Origin of the sequence: Xanthomonas sp. WHRI 10204, assembly GCF_040202875.1 — a bacterium.
Taxonomy (GTDB): Bacteria; Pseudomonadota; Gammaproteobacteria; order Xanthomonadales; family Xanthomonadaceae; genus Xanthomonas.
This window is the reverse complement of sequence record NZ_JBEGDW010000003.1, coordinates 21,596-48,210: the sequence shown is the minus strand read 5'-3', so window position 1 is coordinate 48,210 and position 26,615 is coordinate 21,596. Positions and strand designations below refer to the sequence as shown.

The 26,615-nt window shown below is 65.5% G+C and carries 18 protein-coding genes and 1 other RNA gene; 11 read left to right on the top strand and 8 right to left on the bottom strand.

Annotated features, from left to right (window positions below; genetic code table 11):
• Positions 1-671: 671 nt before the first annotated feature.
• Positions 672-3,551 (bottom strand): M16 family metallopeptidase, encoded by a 2,880-nt coding sequence (locus ABQZ00_RS17280; protein ID WP_323538640.1) that lies wholly within the window; start codon positions 3,549-3,551, stop codon positions 672-674.
• Between the two features lie 517 nt (positions 3,552-4,068).
• Between ABQZ00_RS17280 and ABQZ00_RS17275 the strand changes: the two genes are divergently transcribed.
• Both ABQZ00_RS17275 and ABQZ00_RS17270 read left to right on the top strand, forming a co-directional pair.
• Positions 4,069-4,142, top strand: a non-coding RNA gene (locus ABQZ00_RS17275) — sX9 sRNA.
• Between the two features lie 7 nt (positions 4,143-4,149).
• On the top strand, positions 4,150-6,849 hold the full coding sequence (locus tag ABQZ00_RS17270) for a PAS domain S-box protein (protein ID WP_323538675.1): 2,700 nt from the start codon (positions 4,150-4,152) through the stop codon (positions 6,847-6,849).
• Between the two features lie 613 nt (positions 6,850-7,462).
• Here the strand turns inward: ABQZ00_RS17270 and ABQZ00_RS17265 are convergent.
• Both ABQZ00_RS17265 and ABQZ00_RS17260 read right to left on the bottom strand, forming a co-directional pair.
• Complete coding sequence (locus ABQZ00_RS17265; protein WP_323538676.1) at positions 7,463-9,595, bottom strand: methyl-accepting chemotaxis protein; 2,133 nt, start codon at positions 9,593-9,595, stop codon at positions 7,463-7,465.
• 359 nt (positions 9,596-9,954) lie between these two features.
• Positions 9,955-11,418 (bottom strand): cellulase family glycosylhydrolase, encoded by a 1,464-nt coding sequence (locus ABQZ00_RS17260; RefSeq protein ID WP_323538641.1) that lies wholly within the window; start codon positions 11,416-11,418, stop codon positions 9,955-9,957.
• 211 nt (positions 11,419-11,629) lie between these two features.
• Here ABQZ00_RS17260 and ABQZ00_RS17255 point away from each other — a divergent pair, with 211 nt between their 5' ends.
• The 3 genes from ABQZ00_RS17255 to ABQZ00_RS17245 all read left to right on the top strand — a co-directional run bounded on the left by ABQZ00_RS17255 (position 11,630) and on the right by ABQZ00_RS17245 (position 16,146).
• Positions 11,630-13,117 carry a SulP family inorganic anion transporter gene (locus ABQZ00_RS17255; RefSeq protein WP_323538642.1) on the top strand — a complete coding sequence of 496 codons (1,488 nt, stop codon included), beginning with the start codon at positions 11,630-11,632 and terminating at the stop codon, positions 13,115-13,117.
• 246 nt (positions 13,118-13,363) lie between these two features.
• Positions 13,364-14,344 (top strand): GGDEF domain-containing protein, encoded by a 981-nt coding sequence (locus ABQZ00_RS17250; protein ID WP_323514366.1) that lies wholly within the window; start codon positions 13,364-13,366, stop codon positions 14,342-14,344.
• Between the two features lie 152 nt (positions 14,345-14,496).
• On the top strand, positions 14,497-16,146 hold the full coding sequence (locus ABQZ00_RS17245; protein ID WP_323538643.1) for a M28 family metallopeptidase: 1,650 nt from the start codon (positions 14,497-14,499) through the stop codon (positions 16,144-16,146).
• 71 nt (positions 16,147-16,217) lie between these two features.
• On the opposite strand, the gene ABQZ00_RS17240 is transcribed toward ABQZ00_RS17245, so the two are convergent.
• A complete protein-coding gene (locus ABQZ00_RS17240) occupies positions 16,218-16,742 on the bottom strand; it encodes a hypothetical protein (protein ID WP_323538644.1) in 525 nt (174 codons plus the stop codon).
• Between the two features lie 152 nt (positions 16,743-16,894).
• Between ABQZ00_RS17240 and mdoH the strand changes: the two genes are divergently transcribed.
• The 5 genes from mdoH (at position 16,895) to hemC (ending at position 22,520) form a co-directional block, all read left to right on the top strand.
• Positions 16,895-18,832, top strand: a complete 1,938-nt coding sequence (gene mdoH, locus ABQZ00_RS17235) for a glucans biosynthesis glucosyltransferase MdoH (protein WP_055850522.1) — start codon at positions 16,895-16,897, stop codon at positions 18,830-18,832.
• A 249-nt stretch (positions 18,833-19,081) separates the two neighbouring features.
• On the top strand, positions 19,082-19,750 hold the full coding sequence (locus ABQZ00_RS17230; protein WP_323538645.1) for an alpha/beta hydrolase: 669 nt from the start codon (positions 19,082-19,084) through the stop codon (positions 19,748-19,750).
• 4 nt (positions 19,751-19,754) lie between these two features.
• Positions 19,755-20,807, top strand: coding sequence for a sensor histidine kinase (locus ABQZ00_RS17225; RefSeq protein ID WP_055850527.1), 1,053 nt, complete (start codon positions 19,755-19,757; stop codon positions 20,805-20,807).
• Between the two features lie 30 nt (positions 20,808-20,837).
• Positions 20,838-21,575 carry a LytR/AlgR family response regulator transcription factor gene (locus ABQZ00_RS17220; RefSeq protein ID WP_055851383.1) on the top strand — a complete coding sequence of 246 codons (738 nt, stop codon included), beginning with the start codon at positions 20,838-20,840 and terminating at the stop codon, positions 21,573-21,575.
• A gap of 30 nt (positions 21,576-21,605) precedes the next feature.
• Positions 21,606-22,520, top strand: a complete 915-nt coding sequence (gene hemC / locus ABQZ00_RS17215) for a hydroxymethylbilane synthase (protein WP_323538646.1) — start codon at positions 21,606-21,608, stop codon at positions 22,518-22,520.
• A gap of 326 nt (positions 22,521-22,846) precedes the next feature.
• On the opposite strand, the gene ABQZ00_RS17210 is transcribed toward hemC, so the two are convergent.
• A complete protein-coding gene (locus tag ABQZ00_RS17210; RefSeq protein WP_055850532.1) occupies positions 22,847-23,647 on the bottom strand; it encodes a DUF481 domain-containing protein in 801 nt (266 codons plus the stop codon).
• Positions 23,648-23,924: 277 nt separating this feature from the next.
• On the opposite strand from ABQZ00_RS17210, the gene ABQZ00_RS17205 reads away from it, so the two are divergent.
• Positions 23,925-24,890, top strand: a complete 966-nt coding sequence (locus tag ABQZ00_RS17205) for a helix-turn-helix transcriptional regulator (RefSeq protein ID WP_104617524.1) — start codon at positions 23,925-23,927, stop codon at positions 24,888-24,890.
• Between the two features lie 167 nt (positions 24,891-25,057).
• Here the strand turns inward: ABQZ00_RS17205 and ABQZ00_RS17200 are convergent, their stop codons facing one another.
• From ABQZ00_RS17200 to ABQZ00_RS17190, 3 genes are all read right to left on the bottom strand, one after another.
• A complete protein-coding gene (locus tag ABQZ00_RS17200; protein ID WP_323538647.1) occupies positions 25,058-25,552 on the bottom strand; it encodes a hypothetical protein in 495 nt (164 codons plus the stop codon).
• Between the two features lie 79 nt (positions 25,553-25,631).
• Positions 25,632-25,811 (bottom strand): hypothetical protein, encoded by a 180-nt coding sequence (locus tag ABQZ00_RS17195; protein WP_323538648.1) that lies wholly within the window; start codon positions 25,809-25,811, stop codon positions 25,632-25,634.
• A gap of 76 nt (positions 25,812-25,887) precedes the next feature.
• Positions 25,888-26,457, bottom strand: a complete 570-nt coding sequence (locus ABQZ00_RS17190; protein ID WP_104617564.1) for a lipocalin family protein — start codon at positions 26,455-26,457, stop codon at positions 25,888-25,890.
• Between the last annotated feature and the right edge of the window lie 158 nt (positions 26,458-26,615).

Genomic DNA, 26,615 nt, shown 5'->3' with positions numbered 1-26,615 from the left:
TGTCGGCCAATCGGCGAGTTCACAGCCGGTCAACCAAACGCTCGACCACTCGAGCCGGCCGTCAGTCCGCAACGTGCATTCGGTCAACCAAGCGGTCAACTTGCCGACCGACCGACCGACCGACCGACCGACCGACCGATCAATCAATCAATCAATCGACCGGCGTACCGACCAAGCAAACGAACAAATGAGCAACCGAATAACCGACCAATCGACCAATCGACCAATCGATCGGCGCATCACCCAAACCACCGCAGACCCAGCAACTCGCGGCTGCCCTGCACCCACCTGCCTGCGCATCGCAAGCGGGTGGGTGCAGGGCAGCCGCAAAAACTAAGCACTTGACCGGCTTGCCGTCGGTATCGAGCACCTGCACCTCGCCCAGCTTGCCTGCACCCACCTGCCTACGCATCGCAAGCGGGTGGGTGCAGGGCAGCCACGAAAACTCAGCACTTGACTGGCTTGCTGTCGGTATCGAGCACGTGCACCTCGCCCAGCTTGCCCTGCACTCACCTGCCTACGCATCGCAAGCAGGTGCGTGCAGGGCATTAGCGAAACCTGAGCACTTAACCGGCTTGTCGTCGGCATCGAGCACGTGCACCTCGCCCAGCTTGCCTGCACCCACCCGCCTGCGCATCGCAAGCGGGTGGGTGCAGGGCATTAGCGAAACCTCAGCGCTTGACCGGCTTGCCGTCGGCGTCCAGCACCTGCACTTCGCCGAGCTTGAGCGCGCGCACCGGGGCTTCGATCTTCTTCAGGTCGCCCACGATCACCCAGGTCATCGCGTCGGGCTTGATGATCTGCGCGATAGCCTTCTGCGCGGCCGGCTGGTCGATCGCTTCAAGGCGCGGCTTGAGCGTCTGCACGTAGTCGTCGGGGCGGTCGAACTGCACGATGCCTTCGATCGCGCTCAGCACGGCGGTGGTGGTTTCGTAGCTGCCGGGCAGGGCGCGGATGCTCTGGTTCTTGATCTTTTCGATCTCCTCGCCGGTCAGCGGCTTGTCGCCGACGATGGCCCGGGCTTCCTTGAGGATTTCGTTGGCCGACTCGGCGGTCTTGTCGGTCTGCACCGGTGCGGAGAACAGATACGGCCGCTGGCCCTGCGCATCCATCAGACGAGTGCCGGCACCGTAGGCCCAGCGCTTGTTCTCGCGCAGGTTCATGTTCAACCGCGAGGTGAAGGTGCCGCCGAATGCATCGTCGGCCACGCCGATGGCCAGGTTGTCCTGGGTCTTGGTCGACGGTGCCAGCAGGCCGGCCAGGATCACCGACTGCGGGGCATCCGGCCGGTTGATCAGGTACACACGCGGCTTGGGCTGCACGGCCACGTCGACCAGGTTCTTCTTCGGTAGCGGGCTGGCCGGGGCCTTCCAATCGCCAAATGCGGCATCCAGCTGCGGGATGATCTGCGCCAGCGTAGTGTCGCCGGCGACCAGGATGCGCAGGTTGTCCGGGCGCAGCCACTGGCCGTGGAAGGCCTGCAGGTCCTTGGCATTGAGGCTCTTGATCGCCGCTTCGGTGCCGCTGCCGGTGAGCGGAATGCCGTACGGATGCTTGTCGCCGTACAGCAGCGGCGGCAGCGCACGCAGGCCCAGGCTGGTGGGCTTGGTCTTTTCCTGCGCGATGCCGGCCAGCCACTGGCCACGGATGCGTTCGATGTCCGACGGTTTGAATGCCGGGTTGCGCACGATGTCGGAGAACAATTGCAGCGACGGCTGCAGCTGGTCGTTGAGCGCATTGAGCGAGGCGCTGCAGCTATCCAGATCGCAGCCGACGCCGGTGATCGCGCCCAGGCGCTGCTTGCGCTGCGCCACTTCCACCGAATCCAGCGACGCGGTGCTCTCGTTCATCAGGGCGGCGCTGAAGCTGGCGGTGCCGAGCTTCTTGCCCTGGTCGGCGGCGTAACCGGCGTCGAACAGCAACTCGACCTGGGTGACCGGGATGGTGTGGCGCTCGGCCAGTACCACTTCGATGCCGTTCTTCAACTTGCCGCGCTGCAGTTTGGGGAAGCTCAGGTCAGGGAACTGAGTGGTCTTGGGCACGCCGGTGCTGCGGTCCACGGTGGAAGCGGTGACCTTGTACTTGCCGGCGGCGGGCAGCTTGGGCGCCGGCTTGCCCGGTTCGGCGGCGCGCGCGACCACCGCCTTGTCTTCGGCAGCCGGGTCGAAGTCCTTGCTCGCCGGCAACACGGTGAGCAGATAGTCGCCCTTGCCGAACCAGGTAGCGGAGGCCTGCTTGACGCTGTCCACGGTGGCGGCCTGGCCGCGCTGCAGATCTTTTTTGTAGGCACCCGGGTCGCCGCGATAGACCTGGCCCTCGGCCAGGAGCACGGCCTTGCCGGTGAAGCCACCGACCTTTTCCAGCCCGCGCACGAAGCCGGCACGGTAGGCCACCTGCGCGCGCTGCAATTCGTCGGCAGTCGGGCCTTGTGCGATGAATTTCTTGAGTTCTTCGTCGATCACCGCCTCGACCTTGGCCGGGTCCACGCCGTCTTTGACGTCGGCCTGGATCTGCATCTGGCTGGACAGCGCAAACGGCTGCACCGAGGCGGACACGTCATCGACCAACTTGTCCTGATAGACCAGGCGTTGATACAGCCGCGAGGTCTTGCCGCCACCCAGCACGGTGGTGGCCAGATCCAGCTGGATCATGTCGTCGGTGCCCAGCTGCGGCGCGGCCCAGGTGCGGTAGATGCGCGGCTGCGAGACATGGTCGTGCTGCACGCCGCGCTTCTGTGCGGCCAGCGGGGTCACCCACGGCTGCTGCCGCGCCACCGGCTTGCCAGACGGGATATCGCCGAAGTACTGCAGTGCCTTGGCGCGCGCCTGCGCCACGGTGATGTCGCCGGCCAGCACCAGGGTGGTGTTGGCGGCGCCGTAGTTGTCGTTGAACCACTGTTTGACGTCGCCCAGCGAGGCCGCGTCCAGATCTTCCATCGAGCCGATGGTGTCGTGCTGGTAAGGGTGGTTGGCCGGGAACAGGTTGGACAGGATGTTCTGGTCCACGCGGCCATAGGGGCGGTTTTCGCCCTGTCGCTTTTCGTTCTGCACCACGCCGCGCTGGGTGTCGAGTTCTTGCTGGCCGATGGCGCCGAGCAGGTGGCCCATGCGGTCCGATTCCAGCCACAGCGCGGTATCCAGCGCGGTGGTCGGCACGGTTTCGAAGTAGTTGGTGCGGTCGAACCAGGTGGTGCCGTTCATGTCGGTGGTGCCGACCTGTTCCAGCGGCGCAAAGAAGCTGCCCTTGTTGTTTTCCGAGCCGGAGAACATCAGATGCTCGAACAGATGCGCAAAGCCGGTCTTGCCGGCCGGCTCGTCGCCGGAACCGATGTGGTACCAGATGCTCACCGCCACCACCGGCGCCTTGTGGTCTTCATGCACCACCACGGTCAGGCCGTTGGGCAGGGTGAAGCGGGTATAGGCGATGTCCGGAATGGCGCTGCTGTCCGCGGTCTTGGACAGGCTGGCCGGGGCGGCGGCGACAGCGGGGGCAACGGTACCGGCGGCGACGCCGAGCACACCGGCGATCAACAGGGACAGCGGACGCAGCATGTGACACTCCAGAGCAGGGTAAGCGGCCGAGGGTAGTGGCTGCTTGGCGAGGCCGCAAATGCTGTTCGGCATGGGGGTGGCGGGCAGCGGTAGCGAGCTGTCGGAACGGCGGGCATGGCGACGGCAGGCCGTGTTGAGTTGAATGGGTGGCGTGAGATCGGGCGCGTGCAGGCCGCAGCGGGCAGCCGTCTGGTTCGGGGGCGGGCAACGCTGGCATCGCAGGTGCTACGGACAGCAAGGCCGCACGGTGAGTGGCTCGCCTGCGCCGTGTTGGCTTAGCGCTACCGGCACGCGGAAACCACGGGATCCGGCGTGGACGCCACGACGGCTGGCGACCGATCCCCGCCATGCGTCCGTACGGACGTAAACCCACGACGCACAGCTGCAGCGGCCAGGTGCACACGCCAGCTTGATCGTTTCGCCACTGCGTCCCTCTCCCACAGGCCGCCAAGGGTTTGGAGCAGCTAAAAGGCGATTGTGCAGCCGCCAGGGGCGCGCGGCCGGTGCGCGGTGCGGCATGTACCACGCGTACACGCCGGTTCTGAGCGCCACCTCCACACCCTGACGACTGCTCGTTACGTTTTGTTAGCCACTCTTAATCGGCCGCAAGCGGGCCCGGCTGCGTGCACTCAAGTTGATCCTCGCCTCGCCGTTACCTGGTGCGACCTACCTTGCCCAAACGCCGCCCGCCCATCACGCCATGACCGTCCTGTTGCCGCCCGTGCCGATTCCCGCCAACGACGCCTTGCGCGTGGACGCGGTCCGCCGGCTGGGGGTGCTGGACACCGAGGCCGAAGCCGAGTTCGACGATATCGCCTGGCTGGCGGCGCATGTCAGCGGCGCCCCGATGGCACTGGTGTCGCTGCTGGATGCCGACCGGCAATGGTTCAAGGCGCGCTGCGGCACCGACCTGGAGGGCACGCCGCGTAGCGTGTCGTTCTGCTCCTACGCGGTGATGGGCACCGAGTTGATGGAGGTCCCCGACGCCGAGGCCGACCCACGCTTCGTCAACAACCCGTTGGTGACTGCTGCACCCGGTGTGCGCTCCTACGTCGGGGTGCCACTGATCGGCCGCGAAGGCTATGCCTACGGCACCCTGTGCACGCTCAGCACCAGATCGCGCGTGCTCGACGAACATCAGAAACAGGCGCTGATCCGCCTCGCGCGGCAGGCGGTCAGCCAGCTGGAAGCGCGCCGCGATCGGCGCGATGCGCAGGCGCAGCGGCAGACGTTGAGCATGTTGCTGGAAGCCATGCCCGACGGCGTGGTGGCCTGCGGCACCGACGGCCTGCTGCGCGAGTTCAACAACGCCGCTAGGCAATGGCATGGCACCGACCTCCGCGTGCTGCCACCGGCGCAATGGGCGCAGCATTTCGATCTGTACAGCGCAGACGGCAACGCTCTGCTGCCCACCGAGGCCATCCCGCTGCTGCGTGCCTGGCGCGGCGAGCACGTGCGCAATGCCGAACTGGTGATCCGTGCCAACGGTCAGCCTCCGCGCAGCGTGCTATGCAATGCAGACCCGGTGGTCGGCGATAAGGGCACTGCGTTGGGCGCGGTTTGCGTGATGCACGACATCACCCAGCTCCGGGGTGCGTCGGCGGCCTTGTCTGCCGAGCGCGCGCGGCTGCAGGCGCTGGTGGATGCCTCGCAGGACGTGGCGATCATCGCCTTCGACCCGCAGGGACGCATCGAGCTGTTCAATCCCGGTGCCGAACAACTGCTGGGCTACGCGGCCGACGAAGTGCTGGGCAGCTGCCCGTCGCGGTTCCATCTGCAGGCCGAGCTGGAGCGCCACATGGCCACGTTGGCGTTGTCGCCGCCGGCATATGTGGAACTGGCTGCGGCCGCTGCCGGCAATGTGCTGGCCGAAGAACTGTGGACGCTGGTGCGCAAGGACGGCGAGCTGCGCCGAGTGCGGCTGTGCTTCAACGTCATCCACGATGCGCAGCAAGGCCTGGCCGGGTATCTGGCCATGGCCATTGACGTCACCGCGGAGCTGCAGGCGCAGGCCGCCGCGCAGCTGGCCGCCGAACGCTTCACCGGCGCCTTCGAAACCGCGCCGCAGGGCATGGCCATCGTCTCGCTGGAAGGCGCCTGGCGCGACGTCAATCCGTCCTTGTGCGGCATCCTTGGTTACCCGCGCGAGCAATTGCTGCGTACGACCTTCCAGCAGATCACCCACCCGGACGATCTGGAAATGGACCTGCAACTTGTGCAGGAACTCATCGCCGGCAAGCGAGATAGCTACAGCCTGGCCAAGCGTTACATCAGCCAGCAAGGCGCGGTGATCTGGGCACAGTTGTCGGTGTCGCTGGTGCGCGACGGCAGCGGTGCGCCGGTGCATTTTGTCTCGCAGATCCAGGACGTCACCGAGCGTCATGTCGCCGCCGAACGTCTGGCAGAAAGCGAAGCGCGACTACGCGCGATCAGCGATGCCACCCCGGCGCTGGTCAGCCAGTTCGATGCCAGCCAACGCTGCCTGTTCGCCAACGAAGCGCACCGCGATTGGCTGGGCGTGGAGCCGGCCAGCCTGGTCGGCTCGCCGATCACGCATCTGCTCGGCGCGTCGCTCAGCGCGACCGCACGCACCGCATTGGCGCAGGTGGCCGACGGGCAACGCGCCAGTTTCGAGCATGTGTTGCATGTGGGTGGCAGCGCACGCGATGTGGAGATCACCCTGGTACCGGAAACTCGACGCCTGCTGGACGGTGCGCAAGGGTTCTTCCTGATGGCGCAGGACGTCACCGCGCACAAGACATTGCACCGCCTGATGCACGAGCGTGCCACCCGCGATGCGTTGACTGGCCTGCCCAACCGCCATGCCTGGACCGAGGCATTGCAGACCGCCGTGCTGCAGGCGCATCGGTTGCAGCGCGCGGTGGCGGTGATGTTTCTGGATCTGGATGGCTTCAAACGCATCAACGACACCTATGGCCACCGCGCCGGCGACGCGGTGCTGGTGGAGTTTGGCCACTGCCTGCAGCGCGCGGTGGAAGGCCGTTACCTGGTGGCGCGTCTGGCCGGCGACGAATTCGTGGTGTTGCTGGACAATCTGCAGACGCCCGACGCCGACTGCGCCCGGGTTGCCGAGCGCATCCGCCACGCAGCGTCCGCTGGTGCCTTGTTTGGCGAGCAGCGGCTACCGATCCAACCCAGCATCGGCATCGCCTGGCAGCACGGCGACCAGGTCGAGGCGGCGAGCCTGATGCATGCCGCAGACAAAGCGATGTATGCCGCAAAGAATGCGCGCTGCAGCAAGGACGCAGCACTGAACGGCCGCGAGGCTGCGCGTTGAGGTAAACGGCAACCGCGGTTCCTTTATCGGCCGATGGGGCACCCTCACCCCAACCCCTCTCCCGGTGGGAGAGGGGCTTGAACAGCGAAGCTGTGTTGCGCTGTTCCTTCGCCCCTCGAGAGAAGGTGCCCGAAGGGCGGATGAGGGTGCGTTAGCGCGAAGCATGCCCGCAAGCCATCCCGCTTACTACGCGGCTTGCTTGACGTGATGGCATTGCATCACCACGCGGCCTACTCCAGGCGGTGGTGTCGCATCATTATTCGGCTAATCGAAGTGGTAGTGCTGCATCGCTAAGCAGCCTGTTCGACGCGGTAGCGCTGCGTTCACGCAGACTGCGCCGGAGCTGATCAGTTGAGTGCCGATGCCCATCTGATCATGTGACATGTATCGACCTCTGGGTTGATGATGCACGTGTGCTGATTGGCAATGCGCATTTTTGTTTGTCGACGTATATCGGCCGATGGGGCACCCTCACCCCAACCCCTCTCCCGGTGGGAGAGGGGCTTGAACAGCGAAGCGTGTTGCGCTGTTCCTTCGCCCCTCGAGAGAAGGTGCCCGAAGGGCGGATGAGGGCGCGTTGCGCGAAGCGCACCCGCACACGCTATTCCGCTTGCTACGCCGCTTGCCCGACGCCATGGCGCTGCATCGACGCAGGCTGCGCCGGTGCCAGTTGGAACACGGCCACTGCGCGCGTCAGATCCGCTGCCTGATCTTCCAGGCTGCGCGCCGCCGCAGTGGCTTCTTCCACCAGCGCCGCGTTCTGCTGGGTCATCTCATCCAGCTGCATCACCGTGGTGCTGACCTGTTCGATCCCGGCGCTCTGCTCGGTGCTGGCGGCGGTGATCTCGGCCATGATCTCGGTCACGCGCTTCACCGAACTGACCACCTCGGTCATGGTGCTGCCGGCTTGCTGCACCAGCTCCGAGCCTTGCTCCACCTTTTCCACCGAGTCGGAAATCAGCTGTTTGATTTCCTTGGCCGCACCGGCCGAGCGCTGTGCCAATGCACGGACCTCGGTTGCGACCACTGCAAAGCCGCGGCCTTGTTCGCCGGCGCGCGCCGCTTCCACCGCAGCATTCAAGGCCAGGATATTGGTCTGGAAGGCGATGCCATCGATGACGCCGATGATGTCGGAAATGCGTGCCGACGATTGCGTGATCGCCTGCATGGTGGTGACCACTTGCTGCACCACGCGGCCGCCGCTTTCGGCGACATCGCCGGTGCCCTTGACCAGTTGATTGGCCTGGCGCGCGTTGTCTGCATTCTGGCGCACGGTGGAGGTCAGTTCTTCCATCGATGCTGCGGTTTCTTCCAGGTTTGCGGCCTGATGTTCGGTGCGCGTGGACAGGTCGGCGTTGCCGCTGGCGATTTCGCCGGCCGCGGTATTGATCATCTCGGCCGAATGCTGGATGCCCTGCACGATGCTGGTGAGCTGGATTGCGGTGCGGTTGGCGGCATTTGCCAAACGGCCGAAGGCACCTTCGTAATGCGATTCCACCCGCTGCGACAGATCGCCGTCGGCAATGGCGGCCATGATGCGGCCCACATCGTCCAGACCGGCATCGGCCTGCTGCATCAGACGGTTCAAGGCCTGCACCATTTCCGCAAACGCAAACTGATAGCGCGACTGCTCGCCGCGTGCGGAGAAATCGCCACGCGCGGCGGCATCGGCCAGACGCGCGATGTCGCTGTTGATCGCCGACAGGTTGCTTTTCACCGTATCCAGCGCCTCATGCAATGCCGCGCGCTGGCCGGGCAGGCGGCGCATGTCGCGGCGCAGATCGCCGCGGCCGTATTCGCTCATGACATCCATCGCCTCGTTGATGGCGTCCAGATGTTCGAACACCACCGTGTTCACGCCATGCGCTAGGCTGCCGTAATCGCCGGGGAAATCCTCCGGGATGCGGTGCGCGATGTTCTCGCCCTGCTGCAGGCGGATCATGGTCTGCATCTCGCCGTTGAAGCGCTGCAGCTGGTTCTGCATCTGCTGCATGCTGTGCATCAACTGCCCGGTTTCATCGCGCGATTCCACCCGGATGTCGTTGTCGAAGCGGCCGGAAGCAATCGCCTCGGCGGTACGTGAGGCGGCGCGTAACGGTGCGGCCATCGCCGAGGCGATCAACCAGCACAGGCCGATCACCATCGCCACCAGAGCGCCGCCGATCAAGGTCAGCGTTCGCGTAAAGCCCCACGCCTGCACCTGGATGTCTTCGGCGTACACGCCCATCACCAGCACCCAGTTCCACGCCGGAAACGTCTTGGCATAGCTGATCTTGGGCAGCTGCTCTTTCTTGCCCGGCTTGGGCGCGTCGTAATAGCTGAAGCCATCGCCGCTGTCGATGGCGGTCTTGATGTCGCGATACACGTACTGCCCGGCATCGCTCTTGTAATCGGACATGTCGGTGCCGACCGGGCGCTTGGGATGCATCAGAATGCGCATCTGCGGGTCGACGATAAAAAAGTAATCCACGCCATCGTTGGTGCGCATGTCGGCCAGCGTCGTGCGTGCCGCTTCTTTTGCCTGATCGACGTTGAGCTCGCCGGCTTTGACCTTGTCGGCGTAATGCTGCATCACCGTGAGGCCCATCTCGACCTCGGTCCTGACGCTGAGTTTGCGCGCCTCGACCAGATCCAGATATTGCAGACGCGCCGCGGCAACGGCCAGCAGGATCACGCCAACCGTCAACAGTGTGCACAACAGGACGAACTTGCGGGTCAGCGGGAGATTGGCAACATGGCGACGCAACAGGGAGACAACGGGCATGGCAACAGCATCCAGAACGCGCCGCGCAGGGCGCTATCTCATGGATAACGGCTGATTCACATGCGGGTTGAATACTGATTGCGGCAGCGTCTGCTTATAAAAACAGCAGCGCCCATGCAACGTAGGAGCGCACCCGGGCGCGATGCGGCGTTACCGATGAGGCCTCATCGCGCCCAGGTGCGTTCCTACCAACGGCCTGCTGTCTTTAGACAGATCGCAGGCACAACACATCGATCAACTTGCTTGGTCGATCAATCGCGGCGTATCGCCATCTCCTGAACATCCAGGCGGACGGTCGCGCGATACGACGGCGGCCACGCAATGCGCGGCCGCCTTTCACATCAGCTTGCTGCGCAGAAGCCGAACTCGGCCGTTGCACCGGCGGCCAGCGTGCGGTTGAAATCCACACCGCTTGCGCGCAGGGTGCTGCCGCTCTGCGACCACACCACATTCCAGGCGTTGTTGACCGTGCCGGTCACCGGCACCGTCACCGACCAGGTACCGCTGGCGGTACCGGTGTTGGTGACCTGCACGCGGTTGCACGCGCCGCCGCTCCAGCTGCTGTCCACGATGACCTTGGTGCTGAAGGTGCCGGTGCCCGGGGTTGGCGTGGGTGTCGGAGTAGGCGTTGGGGTTGGTGTGGGCGTCGGCGTCGGCGTCGGGGTAGGCGTCGGGGTAGGCGTGGTGCTGCCCACGGTGCCCCACAAGGTGCGCAGCAGCGTCATCTTGTCCTGGCGCACCGTGGTCCAGTCGTCGCGCAGGATGCCGCCGGTATCGCCGCTGTTGGGGTTCCACGACCAGTAGAAGCCTTCGTTGATGCCCTTGCTGCGCAGGTACTTCACCAGCGCGTCCTGCCACACCTTGTCGCGCGCATCGCCTTCGCCGTACTTGCCGCCGAACTCGCCCAGCAGCAGCGCGTACTTGCCGGCAAACTGGCCGAAATGACGGTCCCAGATAGCCGGCATGTTGTTGGGGAAGTTGCTGTCGTTGAAGTACGACTGCACGTAGACGTCCGGGCCGTACACATGCGGCGCCAGCAGCAGACGGTTGGCCGGAATGTTCAACGGGGTGCAGGCCAGCGGCTGCAGGTTGCCGCCCCAGTAGATGCCGCCGTTGGTCGAGCACACCGGGTTATCGGTGATGCCTTCCACCGCGATGATCCACTTCGGCGCCACTGCCAGCACGGCGGCCGAACCGCGTTCGGCGGCCTTGTTCCAGTCGGTAGCGGCGTTGCCGGTGCCCCAGGTGGCGGCGCCATGCGGCTCGTTCTTCAGATCCAGGCCGAGCACGTACGGCACGTTCTTGTAGCGGTTGGCCACAAAGCGCAGATCGGCCAGCCACTGTGCTTCGGTGTAGGAGCCGGTGTACCAAAGCTCGGAAATGCCGGCGCAATCGGGGGTGTGGTGATCCAGCAGCACGTACATGCCGCGCGCGTTGAATTCGTTGATCACCTTGTCGAGGATCTGCAGCGAGGTCAGGCCCTGCAGGTCGGCGTTGCGGCTGTAATCGATGCTGCTCGGCATGGTGTCGCTGCGCAGCGTGGCCGGGCAGAACGGCAGGCGCACGGCATTGAAGCCCAGGCCCTGCATCTGGTTGATCATCTCTTTCCAGTTGCGCGCCCACAGGCCATGCATGACATGGTTGCCGGTTTCGAAGCCAAACACGTTGACGCCCTTGAGCTGCACCACCTTGCCGCTGTCGTCGACAACCCGGTTGTTGCTGATGGAATAGCTGAACGCCGGGGCGGCGGCCAAGGCCAGCGCGGTGGCCAGTGCGAGCGTACTTGCGGTCCTGAAAATGGACATGGTGATCTCCCTAGATAACCGAACTCGACACCCGAGCGCGGTGAGGGGGGCATCTTGGTCTGCGTCCGCGTCGCGCGGCGTGATCGCAGCCACAGAAAAGCGCATTGGCGCACAGATCACAGGTGGGCTGCGGGCGCGGTCGCTTTCCCGCACACTATCGTCGCTGCGCACTGTCCGCAGGCTGTCCTTTTTGTCCCCGGAGTGTCCCCCAATGTCTTTCCTGCGTGCCGAACTGGCGCAATGGCGCGCTTCACCTGCGCGCGAACTGATGGCAGGTGCGGTCGCAACATTTGCCCTGATTCCCGAAGTGATTGCGTTCGCCTTCGTGGCGGGCGTCGACCCGCAAGTCGGCCTGTTCGCGTCCTTCGTTATCGGCATCGTGATTGCATTTTGCGGTGGCCGCCCGGCGATGATTTCTGCCGCGGCCGGATCGGTGGCGCTGGTGGCCGCACCGCTGGTGGCGGCACACGGGCTGCCATATCTGTTGGCGGCCGGGCTGCTGGCCGGCGCGGTGCAGATCCTGTTCGGGCTGCTGCGCTTGGGCGTGCTGATGCGTTTTGTCAGCAGCTCGGTGCGCACCGGGTTTGTCAATGCGCTGGCGGTGCTGATCTTCGCCGCACAGCTGCCGCATCTGCTGGGCGCCAACCTCACCAGCTGGGCGATGCTCGGTGTGGGCCTGGCGATCATCTACGGGCTGCCGCGCTTGCGCGTGCCCGGCCTGTCGGCGATTCCCTCGCCGCTGTTGTGCATCCTGCTGCTGACCATCGCCGGCAGCGCCCTGCACCTGCCGCTGAAGACCGTGGCCGATCTGGGCAAGCTGCCCAATGCGCTGCCGTTCCTGCAATGGCCGGCCGTGCCGATGACGCTGGAGACGCTGCGCATCATCGCGTTGCCAGCGTTGGCCATCGCCATGGTGGGTCTGCTCGAATCGATGATGACCGCGCGGGTGGTCGACGAACTCACCGATACCCCCAGCAACAAGAACCGCGAGTGCACCGGGCTGGGCATCGCCAACACCGCCGCTAGCCTGTTCGGCGGCATTGCCGGCTGCGGCATGATCGGCCAGACCGTTGGCAACGTGAAGTACGGTGGTCGTGGCCGGCTGTCGACGTTGTTCGCCGGCGTGTTTCTGCTGATCCTGATGGTGTTGCTCAAGCCGTGGGTATCGCAGGTGCCGGTGGTGGCATTGGTGGCGATCATGGTGATGGTGTCGGCCGAGACCTTCGACTGGCGTTCGCTGCGCACCGTGGTCACCCATCCACGCACCTCCAGCGTGGTGATGTTGGCCACCGTGGCGGTGACTCTGGCCACCCACAATCTGGCTGCCGGCGTGGCAGTGGGGGTGGTGCTGAGCGGGGTGTTCTTTACCTTCAAGGTGGCCGGGCTGCTGCAGATCGCGCATAGCGATGGCGCAGATGGCGTGCGCACCTACAACGTGCGCGGGCAAGTGTTCTTCGCCTCGGCCGATGTGTTCATCGACGCCTTCGACGCGCGCGAGGTGCCTGGCCGCGGCGTGGTGATCGACGTGAGTCGCGCGCATTTCTGGGACATCACCGCCGTGGCGGCGTTGGACAAGGTGGTGCAGCGGCTGCGGCATCACGACCTGGACGTGCAGGTCAAGGGCCTGAATGCCGGCAGCCGCCGGCTGATGCAACGGCATGCGCTGGGCGAAGACGCGCTGGAATCCGCGCTGCCCTGAGCATTCCAGGGCAGCCGTCCCCAGCGGTGTCGCGGGCGGGCGTGTCCGCTGCCCAGCGGCGGCTGGCCGCGCGCTGAGCCTTGGCGGCCGCCGACCTCAAGTTTGCGGCTGGGGCGCCGATGAACCGGCATCCTGATTGCCGGTCGTTGTCGTGAAGCCTGCGCATTGCCACTCCAGTTGTCCGCCAGCCCGCCGTGTCCGGCAAGGCGGGCCTGCGTCTGCATCTGCGGACCGGCCGAGCCGCCAATGAGCGCCACGCCGTTGCTGGAACGGATGGTGGACATGACCGCCATCCGCGATGCCGATCTGCTCGATCTGAGCCTGTTGCGCACCATGCGCGAGCTCTGCACCGCCGAAGAGCTGTCGCTGCTGCGCATCGCCCCGGATGGCCGCACCATGGCCGAAACCCGCCTGCACGACGACGGCCGCTTGTCGCTGACGGTGGCCGAGCTCAAGGATGCGCAGATGCGCGCCCAGCTGGTCGACGTGCATGGCCCCGGCGATGTGGTGCACCTGCACCAGGATGGCCAGGCGCTATTGGTCTATCCGATGATGGAAGCGCGCGGTATCCGCACCTGCCTGCGGGTGGGCGGTGCACGCGCGCCCGGTGCCGCCGAACAGGCGATGCTGCAGGGCTTTGCACGCTTCTTCCAGAATTACCGCAGCCTGCTCGACGATGCGCAGCGCGACGCGTTGACCGGCCTGCGCAATCGCAAGACCTTCGACGATGTGATCCTGCGGCTGTTCGCAGGCGGGGCAGAGACGCCGGCAAACGAAAGCGTCTGGCTGGGCATCGTGGATATCGATCATTTCAAGCGTGTCAACGACACGTTCGGTCATCTGTATGGCGACGAAGTGCTGTTGCTGGTCGCGCAATTGATGCAGCGCGCGTTCCGTCAGGACGATCTGCTGTTCCGCTTCGGCGGCGAAGAATTCGTGATCGTGCTGCGTGGCGTGGAGCGCGATGTTGCGATCAGCCTCTTCGAGCGGTTTCGGCTTGCCGTTGCCGAGCATGTGTTCCCGCAGGTCGGGCAGGTCACGCTCAGCACCGGCATCGTGGAGCTGACGCATGGGCGCCTGATCAGCCAGCAGCTGGACGAAGCGGACAAGGCGCTGTACTGGGCCAAGCAGCACGGCCGCAATCGCGCCGTGGTGTACGCCGAGCTGATCGCCAGCGGGCAATTGCTGCAGACCATGCAACAGACCGGCAGCGTGGATCTGTTTTAGGCGCGTGCATCGCCCTCGCCTTACCGCGTGTAGACGTGCCGACAGCCGGTCCGGCGCAGCGCGGCCATCGCAGGCGGCAATCCCGCGACATGCCGCCGCTTGCACGCGCGGGTGGCTACACTCCAGGGCTGTCTGATATCTGGGGGTATGCAATGAAGCGACTTGCCGTGGGACTTTTGGCAATGGCGGTCTCGACCGCAGTGATGGCGCAGGCGCCGACGTTCGATGGCGCGCGCATCTCGCGCGACGTCAAGGAGCTGGCCTCCGATGCCTACGAAGGCCGCGGCCCGGCCACTGCCGGCGAAGAAAAAACCATTGCGTACCTGAGCAAGCAATTTGCCGACGCGGGCCTGCAGCCTGGCGGCGATCTCAAGGATGGCAAGCGCCTGTGGACCCAGGCGGTGCCGTTGCGCCGCGCCGATATCGTCGGTGCACCGACGCTTGCGCTGGCCACTGCCGGCAAGCCGCAGGCGCTGACGCAAGGCAAGGAGGTCGCTATCCGTGCCGCGCTGGATGGTTCGTCCAAGGTCGACATCGCCAACGCACCGCTGGTGTTCGTCGGCTATGGCGTCAAGGCGCCGGAGCGCGATTGGGACGACTTCAAGGGCGTGGATCTGAAGGGCAAGATCGCGGTGGTACTGATCAACGACCCCGACTTCGAAACCGGCAAGGGCGCCTTCGACGGCGCCGGCATGACCTATTACGGCCGCTGGACCTACAAGTACGAAGAGGGCGCACGGCAGGGCGCGCTCGGTGTGCTGGTGGTGCACGAAACCGCGCCGGCCTCCTATGGCTGGGACACTGTGGCCAGCTCCAACACCAACACCATGTTCGATGTGGTGCGCGACAACCCGCGCGCCGCGCATCCCACCGTGGAAGGCTGGATCCAGCGCGATCTGGCCACCGCGATGTTCAAGCGCGCCGGGCTGGATTTCGATGCGTTGAAGAAGCAGGCGCAGACCCGCGGCTTCAAGCCGGTCGAGCTCAAGGGCCAGGGCCTGAGCGCCAGCTACCAGGTCAAGTCCGACGTGATCACCTCGCACAACGTGGTCGCGCGCCTGGAAGGCAGCAAACGCCCCGACGAGACGCTGATCTACAGCGCGCATTGGGACCATATCGGCGTGGGCAAGCCGGACGCGCGTGGCGACACCATCTTCAACGGCGCGCTGGATAACGCCAGCGGCACCGCGGCGTTGCTGGAACTGGCGCGCGGGTTTGCCAGCGGCCCCAAGCCGGAGCGCTCGGTGGTGTTTCTGGCCGTCACTGCCGAAGAAAAGGGCTTGCTGGGCTCGGAGTTCTACGCCTCCAAACCGCTGTATCCGCTGGACACCACGGTGGCGGTGATCAACATGGACGGCATGAGCCCGTTCGTCCCCTCACGCGATTTCGGCATCTACGGCACCGCCAAGCTTGAGTTGCTCGATCAGCTCAAGACCGTGGCGGCGCAATCCAAGCTGCGCTACACGCCCGACCCCAAGCCGCAGGCCGGGTATTTCTTCCGCTCCGATCATTTCTCCTTCGCCAAGCGTGGTGTGCCAGCGCTGTCGTATGCGGCCGGGCAGGATTGGGAAGTGGGCGGCATTGCCGCAGGCAAGGCGGCATCGGACGATTACACCGCCAAGCGCTATCACCAGCAAGGCGATGAGTGGAAGCCGGATTGGACCTTCGCCGGTGCCGCGCGCGATCTGGGCGTGCTGTACACGCTGGGCCAGCAGTTGGCCGATTCGCGCCAGTGGCCGAACTGGAGCAGCGACTCGGAATTCCGCGCCACCCGCGATGCCAGCGAGGCCGCGCGCAAGTAAGCCATGTTGACGCGGCAGGGCAGGAGCGCGCGACCAAGCATCGCCGCTCCCATCCTTGCCGCAGTCGTCTTTCACGCGGCACGCAGAAGGCCGCGCTGCGGTGAGTTTGTCGCACGCGATACCTGGCGTGGGGCAGGCAGCAGCGCAGCGCGAGATTGGATGCGCAGCATCGTCGCAGCGCACTGCGCGCCATTGCTCCAGCGCAAGCCGTAAGAGCGGCCGAACAACCGTCGCGCCGATGCCCTGCAGCTCAACGCGAGATCGCGCCACGCGGCATGATCTGCGCAGCACGTCGCGTCGATAGTCCGCGTCATCGCGTTTCCGGCACGCCCGACATCCTGCAACCGGTTGCACTGCTGTGTGCCACGGATGGCACAACGCTTGCATCGATAGCGGTCATTGCGTGATTTGCAGGCCGTGACAGCACGCGCCCCAGACTGCAATCTGTTGGGGTTGCGTTCGGTCGTTACCGCGTAGTCTGCCGCGCGGTCTTCGTCGGGAGGGGCGAAGATTGCACGATGGCCTTCGTTTCCTTTAACGGTCGATTCTTTAGGATGAGCCGCGACGTTGCGTCGCCGCCAGGAGAGTTTGTGCATCGGAGTGGTTTCATAGCTGCCAATACCGCGACCTGGTCGCACGCCGCCGGGCACCTTGCCCGTGCGACGCGCTTTGTACGCTCGCTACGCGTGGCGGGGATGGATCTCCCGCTGCAGACCGCACTGTCGCGTTCGTGCGACGGGCAGCCTTGATGGACGGCACCGTGACCCTTCCCCCCGCACCAACTGCAATCCCCCCCCTATCCGCCCTCGACGCCGGCCAGCCCACGCTGCCACCGGAAGCGCCGTTGGCGATGCCCGAACAGAGCCTGCGCGAAGGCAGCCTGCAGGTGCGCCATCAGCGCACCTCGCCGGTCGGCATCGGCGTGCGCCGTTTCTATTTGATCGGCGGCACCTTCGTCACCACCTCCATCGCGGTGTGGGTGATGCTCAGCGTGCTGTGGCCCGACGGCGTCAGCGTGCTGGAAGGCTGCCTGCTTGGCCTGTTCGTGCTGCTGTTCGCGTGGATCGCGATGTCCTTCGCCAGCGCCGTGGCCGGTTTCATCACCGTGGTGGCGCGCGCCGGGCGCAAGCTCGGCATCGACCCCGAGCAACCGCTGCCCACGCTGCGCTCGCGTACCGCGTTGTTGATGCCAACGTACAACGAAGACCCGCGCCGCCTGCTGGCCGGCCTGCAGGCCATCTACGAATCGGTGGCCGAAACCGGCCAGCTGGAGCACTTCGACTTCTTCGTGCTCAGCGACACCACCCGCGATCACATCGGGCGTGCCGAAGAACTGGTCTACAACGAGCTGTGCGACCGCGTCGACGGGCATGGCCGCATCTTCTACCGCCGCCGCGCCGACAATGCCGCGCGCAAGGCCGGCAATGTGGCCGACTGGGTGCGCCGCTTCGGCGGCAGCTACCCGCAGATGCTGATCCTGGACGCCGACAGCGTGATGACCGGCGACACCATCGTGCGGCTGGTCGCCGGCATGGAAAACAATCCGGACGTGGGCCTGATCCAGACCCTGCCCGCCGTGGTCAACGGGCAGACGCTGTTTGCGCGCATGCAGCAGTTCGGCGGCCGCGTGTATGGGCCGATCATCGCCTTCGGCGTGGCCTGGTGGCATGGCGCCGAAAGCAATTACTGGGGCCATAACGCCATCATCCGCACCCAGGCGTTCGCCGATCACGCCGGCCTGCCGTCGTTGCGCGGGCGTAAGCCGTTCGGCGGGCACGTGCTCAGCCACGACTTTGTGGAAGCGGCGCTGATGCGCCGCGGCGGCTGGGCCATGCACATGGTGCCGTACCTGCAGGGCAGCTACGAAGAAGGCCCGCCCACGCTCACCGACCTGTTGATCCGCGACCGCCGCTGGTGCCAGGGCAACCTGCAGCACGCCAAGGTGGTGAGCGCCAAGGGCCTGCACTGGATCAGCCGCATGCACATGCTGATCGGCATCGGCCATTACTTCACCGCGCCGATGTGGGGCCTGCTGATGCTGATCGGCATCGGCATTCCGCTGGCCGGCGGCGGCATCGACCTGGCCGGCGACCTGCCGTTCTCGCCTGCGCGCTACTGGCACGGCAGCAGCCAGGGCAATGCGATCTGGATCTTCATTTGCACCATGTTCGTGCTGCTGGCGCCCAAGCTGCTCGGCTACATCGCACTGCTGCTCAACCCGCGCGAGATGAAGGCCTGCGGCGGCGCCATTCGCGCGCTGCTGAGCATCCTGCTGGAAACCGTGCTGGCCGCGCTGATGGCGCCAGTGGTGATGTACCTGCAGTCGCGCGGCGTGTTCGAAGTGCTGGCCGGCAAGGATTCCGGTTGGGATGCGCAGGTGCGCGACGACGGCAAGCTGTCGTGGCCGGCGCTGTTGCGCAGCTACGGCGGGCTGACCGTGTTCGGCCTGTTCATGGGCGCGGTGGCGTACACCGTCTCGCCGTCGCTGGCCGCCTGGATGGGGCCGGTGATCGTGGGCATGGCGGTGTCGATCCCGGTGGTGGCGCTGACCTCGCTGCGTCGCAGCGGTCTGGCGCTGCGACGTGCCGGCATCTTCTGCATCCCCGAAGAGCTCGACCCGCCCAAGGTGCTGGTGCGTGCGTCCGAACTGCGCCGCGCCGCCGCGCTGGAACCCTCGCTGATCTGAGCGGCTGGGCCTGCTGGCCTGATTGGACCCAGCGTGCTGCGCCGATGCTCGCCGGCCACGCTGTGTCGCCGTTACCGGTGCTACGCCGGCAGCGTCTGCATTGACGAAGGGTGCGACCCGCGCGCAGCACATGGCCACTGCGCGACGGTAATTCGCCGCACGCGATCCGGTGACCGGCGCGTTCGAGCCCACGTGATCGGGGCAGGGCCGGTGCGCAAGGCATAATGCCCGGCCCCCAAGCGGAGCTGGATGATGCTGGAAGTGATCGAACGCGAGACCGGACCCAACCCGCAGTGGACCGTGCTGTGGTTGCACGGCCTGGGCGCCGATGGCAGCGACTTCGCGCCGATGGTTCCGGAATTGGTGCGCCCGCAGTGGCCGGCGCTGCGCTTTGTGTTCCCGCATGCGCCGATCCGCCCGATCACCATCAACAACGGCGTGCGCATGCGCGGCTGGTACGACATCGTCGGCATGGATTTCGCCAGCCGTGCCGACAAGGTCGGCATCGCCGAATCGGTCGCCCAGGTCGAAGCCTTGATCGCCCATGAGCAGGCGCGTGGCACGCCGCCCGAGCGCATCCTGCTGGCCGGCTTCTCGCAAGGCGGCGCGGTGACATTGGCCGTGGGCCTGCAGCGCAGCGTGCCGCTGGCCGGGTTGATCGCGCTGTCGACCTACCTGCCGGACCCGGCAGCGGCCGCCAGCCAGTTGCAGCCGGCTGCCATCCACCAACCGGTGTTCATGGCGCATGGCAGCGCCGACCCGGTGGTGCCGTTCGCTGCCGGCCAGGCCAGCATGCAGGCCCTGCGCACGCTCGGCTTCGCCCTGGAATGGCAGACCTACCCGATGGGCCATCAGGTCTGTCTGGAAGAAATCGAAGCGCTGCGCAACTGGATGCAGGCGCGCTTCACCGCCGCCTGAGCCCATGGCCACCGGCGCCCCGCAGATCACCTGGATGCCGGACCTGTGCCGGCTACCGCGATTGGGCGCGATGCTGGGCTTGGCCGAGCTGGTGGTGCTGGTGGTGACCCTGGTGCCCGACGCCGGCGCCGCGCGCAGCCTTACCTTGTCGCGCTTCGTCTCGGCCAGCGGCCTGGCGTTATGGCTGGCGCTGGCGGTCACCGTGTTGCTGTGCGTGCTGCGGCCGGGGCTGTCGCGATTGCCGCCCAAGCTGGGTGGGCTGGCCGCGCTGCTGATCGCCGCGCTGGTGGCGATGCTGGGCGCCGGCATCGTGCACGCGCTGTATGCCGTACTGGAGCAGGCGCCGCTTGGCCCATTGGTCGGCTTCTGGCGCTTCACCCTGGGCAGTGCGGCTACGGTGGTGCTGATCACCGCGCTGGCGCTGCGCTATTTCTACGTCAGCGACCGCTGGGAAGCGCAGGTGCAGGCCAACGCGCGTGCCGAGGCCGATGCCTTGCAGGCACGCATCCGCCCGCACTTTCTGTTCAACAGCATGAATCTGATTGCCAGCCTGCTGCGGCGCGACCCGGTGGTGGCCGAGCAGGCGGTGCTGGATCTGTCGGATCTGTTTCGCGCCGCGCTCGGCGCCGGCGAAGGCCTGTCCACCTTGCGCGCCGAATGCGAACTGGCCGAGCGCTATCTGGCCATCGAGTCCTTGCGCCTGGGCGAGCGCCTGCAGGTGCGCTGGCACCGCCAGGAGCCATTACCGTGGGAGCTGCCGATGCCACGCCTGGTGCTGCAGCCGCTGGTCGAAAACGCGGTGCTGCACGGGGTCTCGCGGATGCCCGAGGGCGGTACGCTGTATCTGTCGCTGCGTCAGCGCGGCAGCCAGTTGCAGATCCGCATCGTCAACCCGGCCCCGCAACCGGGAACCCAGTTGCCGCTGCTTGCCGGCGCCGGGCATGCGCAAGCCAGCATCTCGCACCGGCTGGCGTTTCAGTTCGGTGCCGGAGCACGGATGGCGGCCAGCTGGGCTGAAGGCTACTATGCCTGCGAGATCACATTGCCGCTGCCGTGACGGGGAGTTACTGCAGCGAGGGGGATGTCCATGACGGCCACGCAAGTGCGGGTGCTGATCGCTGATGACGAGCCACTGGCGCGCGAGCGCCTGCGCATGCTGCTGGGCGAGCATCCGCAGGTCGAGGTGATCGGCGAGGCCGAAAACGGCCAGCAGGTGCTGCAGCAGTGCGAACACCTGCACCCGGATCTGGTGTTGCTGGACATCGCCATGCCCGGCGTCGACGGCCTGGAAACCGCGCGGCTGCTACGCCAGAGCCAGCCGCCACCGGCGGTGGTGTTCTGCACCGCCTACGACCAGCATGCCTTGTCCGCCTTCGACGCCGCCGCGCTGGATTACCTGATGAAACCGGTGCGCCCGGAACGCCTGGCGGCCGCCTTGGAAAAAGTGGCCACGTTCCTGGCCGGGCGCGCACCCGGCGCCGCACCGCGGCCATTGCGCACCCATCTGTGCGCGCGCCTGCGTGGCAGTTTGCGGCTGATCGCCATCGGCGATATCCGCTACCTGCAGGCCGAAGAGAAGTACGTCATCGTCCACCACACCCGTGGCGAGGACTTGATCGAAGAGTCGCTGAAATCGCTGGAAGACGAATTCGCCGACCGTCTGGTGCGCATCCATCGCAATTGCCTGGTCGCCCGCGACGAGCTGGTGGAGCTGCGCCGCAGCGGCGATGGCCAGGTGCACGCCGTGCTGCGCAACGTGCCGCAGACCCTGGAAGTGAGCCGGCGTTGCGTGGCCAGCCTGCGCGATCAACTGCGTCATGTATGAGTTACCGGTCCGGTCCGCGATAATGGCCGGATGACCACGCTCCGCATCGCTACCCGTAAGAGCCCGCTCGCCCTTTGGCAGAGCGAACACGTCGCCGCCGCGCTGCGCCAGCACCATCCCGAACTAGAGGTCGTGCTGGTGCCGATGAGCACCCGCGGCGACGAGGTGCTGGACCGCTCGCTGGCGGCAATCGGCGGCAAAGGCCTGTTTCTGAAGGAACTGGAGCTGGCCATGCTGCGCGGCGAGGCCGATTGCGCGGTGCATTCGCTCAAGGACGTGCCGATGGAACTGGACGATCCGTTCGTGCTGCCGGCGATCCTGGGCCGCGGCGACCCGGCCGATGCGCTGGTGTCCAATCTCTACGCCAGCCTGCAGGCGTTGCCGCTGGGCGCGCGGGTGGGCACTTCGTCGTTGCGGCGTCAGGCGCAGTTGCGTGCCGCACGCCCGGATCTGGAGCTGATCGACCTGCGCGGCAACGTCAACACGCGTCTGGCCAAACTCGACAACGGCGGCTACGACGCCATCGTGCTGGCCTGCGCCGGCCTGCAGCGGCTGGGTTTTGACGCGCGCATCAGTGCGCGGCTGGACGCGCCGGAGTGGTTGCCGGCACCGGCACAGGGCGCGGTAGCAGTGGAATGCCGTGGCGACGATGCGCGCATCCACGCGCTGCTGGCCGTGCTGGATGCGCCCGCCACCCGCGTCTGCGTGGAAGCCGAGCGGGCGATGAATCGCGCGCTGCACGGCAGCTGCCACGTACCGGTGGCCGCGTTCGCCACCTGGGAAGGCGAGAGCCTGTACCTGCAGGGCATGGTCGGCAGCGCCAGCGATGGCCGCCTGATCCATGCCGATGCGCACGGCAGCCCCGACGACACCGAAGAATTAGGTCGCCGCGTCGCACAAGGGTTGTTCGACAAGGGCGCCGCACAGCTATTGGCCGAGCTGTAACGCCGACCCGCCGCCGCATCGTAGCCGCCGCACCGTAGGAGCGGCCCAGGCCGCGAGGGCGTTACCGAGGAAGCCCCGTCGCGGCCAGGTCCGCTCCTACGAGAGTGCAGTTGCGTAATCGCCGGCAGCCGTCCCTCACTGTAGGAGCGGCCCAGGCCGCGAGGGCGTTACCGGGAAATCCCCGTCGCGGCCAGGTCCGCTCCTACGAGCGCGCAATTGCGTAGTTGCCGCCAGCCGCCGCCTCACTGTAGGAGCGGCCCCGGCCGCGAGGGCGTTACCGATGACCCGCCCCCGCTACCAAACCCGCCCCACAACCGCCCAATCGCTTACTTGAACGTGTAAACCAGGTTCACCGTGGTCAGCGTGTCGGTCTTCTTGTCGCCGTCGCTGACATCGCTGTTGTGACGCATCTGCCAGGCGGCCTTCAGCGCGAAATGCGAGTTCATGCTCACCTGCACGCCGAAATCGTTCTGCGCGTAGGTGTTGTACTCGCCCGATTCCACCAGCAGCGTGTTGATCAGATCGGTGTTGTCGGTGACGGTGTACTTGAGGTCGAACAGGCCGCGCCCGATCAAGCCAGTCTCGTTGCGGTCTTCGTCGCTGTTGTGCGCGCGGCGGATACCCGGGCCGACCTGCGCGTCCAGATAGAACCGGTCGGCGTTGATCAGGCGCGTGCCGTAACCGATACCGAAGGTGGCCAGCCGATCGTAGGTGGCGAAGTCGTCGTGCTCGTAGCGGCCGGTGGCGGTGAGCTGGCGGTGCTCGCCCAACTGTAGCGCGCTGCCGGCGCTGCCGGTGTAACGCTCGGCGGTGGTCTGGCGCTCGCGTTCGGTACTGCCGTCGTCGTTGGTATTGGTGTACTCCGAGCTCGAACGCAGCGCGGTGGCATCCAGGCTGTGGATCCAGTCGCCGTCGGTGTAGCGCAGGCGCACGCGGCCGTTGAGGCTATCGGTAGTGCTGTTGCCGTGGGCAGCAGCGTAGCCAAGCTCGCCGCTACTGCCGCCCCAAGGGGAGGGCATCAGCGCAGCTGCAGGGTCCACTGGCGTCGGTGCAACTGCCTGGGCCCAGACGGCAGGCGTGATCAATAACAACGGCAGCAGGGCAGACAACGGGGCACGGCGGGACATGGGCAGCTCGCTTGAGGGCAGGGCGGGAGGGTGAAAGCGATTTCATGATAACGGACTGTGCGGCACGTCATAACCAAGTGAATGCCGCGCTTCATTGGCGGTTCCGGCGCTGGCCCCGGAGGGTGTGCTGTCGCGTCCGGTCGCGGGCACCGCGCAGGCCTCGCGCGCGGCGTCTTCGTAACCGGCGCAACCCGACCAACGTGGAAGGGACTTGTTCTGCACGGGAGTGCATAGCGACGCTCACCCCGCGGCGCGAAGAACCGGACATAATCGGGGCATGGACCGCTATGAACGTATCAACTCACTGCATCGCCTGCTCAAGTCGGCGCGCTACCCGGTCACGGTGGCGCGGCTGCAGGATGAGCTGAGCTGCTCCCGCGCCACCGTGTATCGCGACCTGGCGTTTCTGCGCGACGCGCTGATGGCACCGGTGGAAGGCGATGGCGAATCGGGCTTTCGCTATCTGTCCGGCGAAAGCGATCGCTTCGAGCTGCCCGGCCTGTGGCTGAGCTCGGAAGAACTGCATGCCCTGCTGGCGTCCCAGCAATTGCTCGCGCGTACCGGCGGCGGGGTGTTGTCCTCGATGCTGGCGCCATTGCAGCAGCGCATCGAAGGGCTGCTGGCGGCGCAGGCCGGCGTCTCGCAATGGCCGGTGGACCGGGTGCGGGTGATCCCGCATCGCGGCCGCAAGCTGGACGAAGCCAGCTTCCGCACCGTGGCCTCCGGTGTGCTGGAGCGCAAGCAACTGAGCTTCGATTACCGCGCGCGTTCTACCGACGAATCGACCAAGCGCACTGTGTCCCCGCAGCGCATCACCCACTACCGCGACAACTGGTACCTGGATGCCTGGGACCATGGCCGCGATGGCGTGCGCAGCTTTGCGGTGGACCGCATCAACCATGCGCGCCTGCTCGATACCGCCCCGCGCGATGTGCCCGACAGCGAGCTGGATGAGCAGCTGGCCGCCAGCTACGGCATTTTTTCGGGCGCACCCAAGGGCTGGGCGACCATCGTGTTCAGCGCCAAGGCCGCGCGCTGGGTGGCCGACGAACACTGGCATTCCAAGCAGCAGGGGCGCTTTCTGCCCGACGGCCGCTATGAACTCAAATTGCCGTACAGCAACTCGCGCGAGCTACTGATGGACGTGCTGCATTACGGCTCGGATGCGGAAATCGTCGAACCCGTCTCGCTGCGCGAGCAGACCAAGGCACTGCTGTCGCTGGCGCTGAGCAATTACGACTGAGCTTGTCCGACCGTTGGGGTGCTTGGCGAGGGTCCGGTTGCGGTAGGGGCGTGCGAGCATCTGCAAGACGCATCCCAGCCTCATGCGTTGGGATGTAGCTAATGACGCTCAACGCCTGAATTGAGCCGACTGGCGAAGCCAGTTCGGCTTGATTGAATTGTTAGGCCTCACTCTATGACATTGAGTAGTCGATCTAGCTCTGGGCCAATCACCTTCATGAGCCCAGAAATCATCCGTTGGACATGCAGCAACTCGTCATGCGTCAGCCTGAGAGGTGGCGACCTTACGATTGCCGAAGGATATCCGCTAATGCGGTATGGCTTGACGGTATGGCTTGCGCTGTCTGAGTGAGCGTAAACAGTGTTTCTTAGGTTGATGATCTTCTTGTGCAGCAATTCGTCGGCGGCATTGAACCGGACGATCTCCATTGGAAATTGTGGCCAGCCATGTGACTTTGTGAAAGGGCGCGCATATGCAGTTATGAAAGCAGAAGTGAACGCTGCTTGCTTCATGTAGGTGGACCAGCGGCGGCGAGTCTCCCATAGCACGAAGTGCCAGCCATTCTTTACTAGCTGGCTGGCGAATGTGTCGGCCATAGCTAGATCGCTGAGCGAGATATACAGCTTTTGATAGAGAAGTGACTCAGCTGAGATCTTGCCCATGAGGCCTAACGCTTGAGTTAAGGGGCCGCGGAGCCGTCCGCATTGGAAGAGTGGTTATGCGGCTGACCACAGCTCTGGCCTAGGCTTTGAGAATTTCTTTTGCCTGGTTAATGAAGTAAGCGCGCAATTTGTGGTCTTGGATGAATTGCGTTGCGCTTTGCTCGACTTCGCGCATGGAGCGAAATTCCTCTTTCGCCAGTAGGTCGCGCAAATATGCATCTGCCTCGGACTCGCTTTCAATTTTATATGGTTCGATCATTTTTAACTCCTGGAATAAGAGTCTGATTCATCGGTTGCTCGTTTGAACTAGCTACAGACGGATTCATCTGAGTGATCTAACGCTTATTCGGTACCTCAAACCCAAGGCGGTCCACCTGCTCGCGCAGCTGCGGCACGCGCTTGATTTTGTCGGTGTAGATGGAGTAATCGTCGCGCATCTTATTGACCAGCGTGCGGTACTGCTCGCGGCTCATGTCCGGCTTGCGCGAGAAGATCCAGGCCAGGTCGCGGCCAGGGTAGGAAATCAGCATCCACGAGCCATCCGGTGCGATTTCCAGGATGCGCTGCTTGGCCGGGATCACCTTGTAGAACCACACTCGCCAGTCGCGGTTGCCGCTTTCCGCATCCACCGACGCGCGCGCGCTCACTTCCTTTTCCGGCTCGCCGAAACCATCGCGATACAGATAGCGCACCGTCACCTTGCCGTCTTCGTCCAGGGTGTACTCGTCGCGGCTGGTGACGTGCCCGCGCTCGACCGGATTGGGCATGCGCGCAATCACGTACCAGGTGCCCATGATCTTTGACAGATCGATCGCCGGCTCGGCGGTGGATGTGTCCTTGGCGTGTGCCACAGGCAGGCCAAGGACGAGCAGAAAAGCGAGGGCGATCGTAACGGTCAGGCGCATCGCAACATCACAAAGGGGCAGTAGGAGCAGCACACTACCGCATGCAGGGGGCAAGTTCGCGTCAACGGCCCGGTCTGGCGTCGGCGACAGCGTCATCGGCAGGAGATCGTTGCTGGCCGGAGCGCGACGGACGTTGGTCTGGCGCGGCCGGTGCGGCG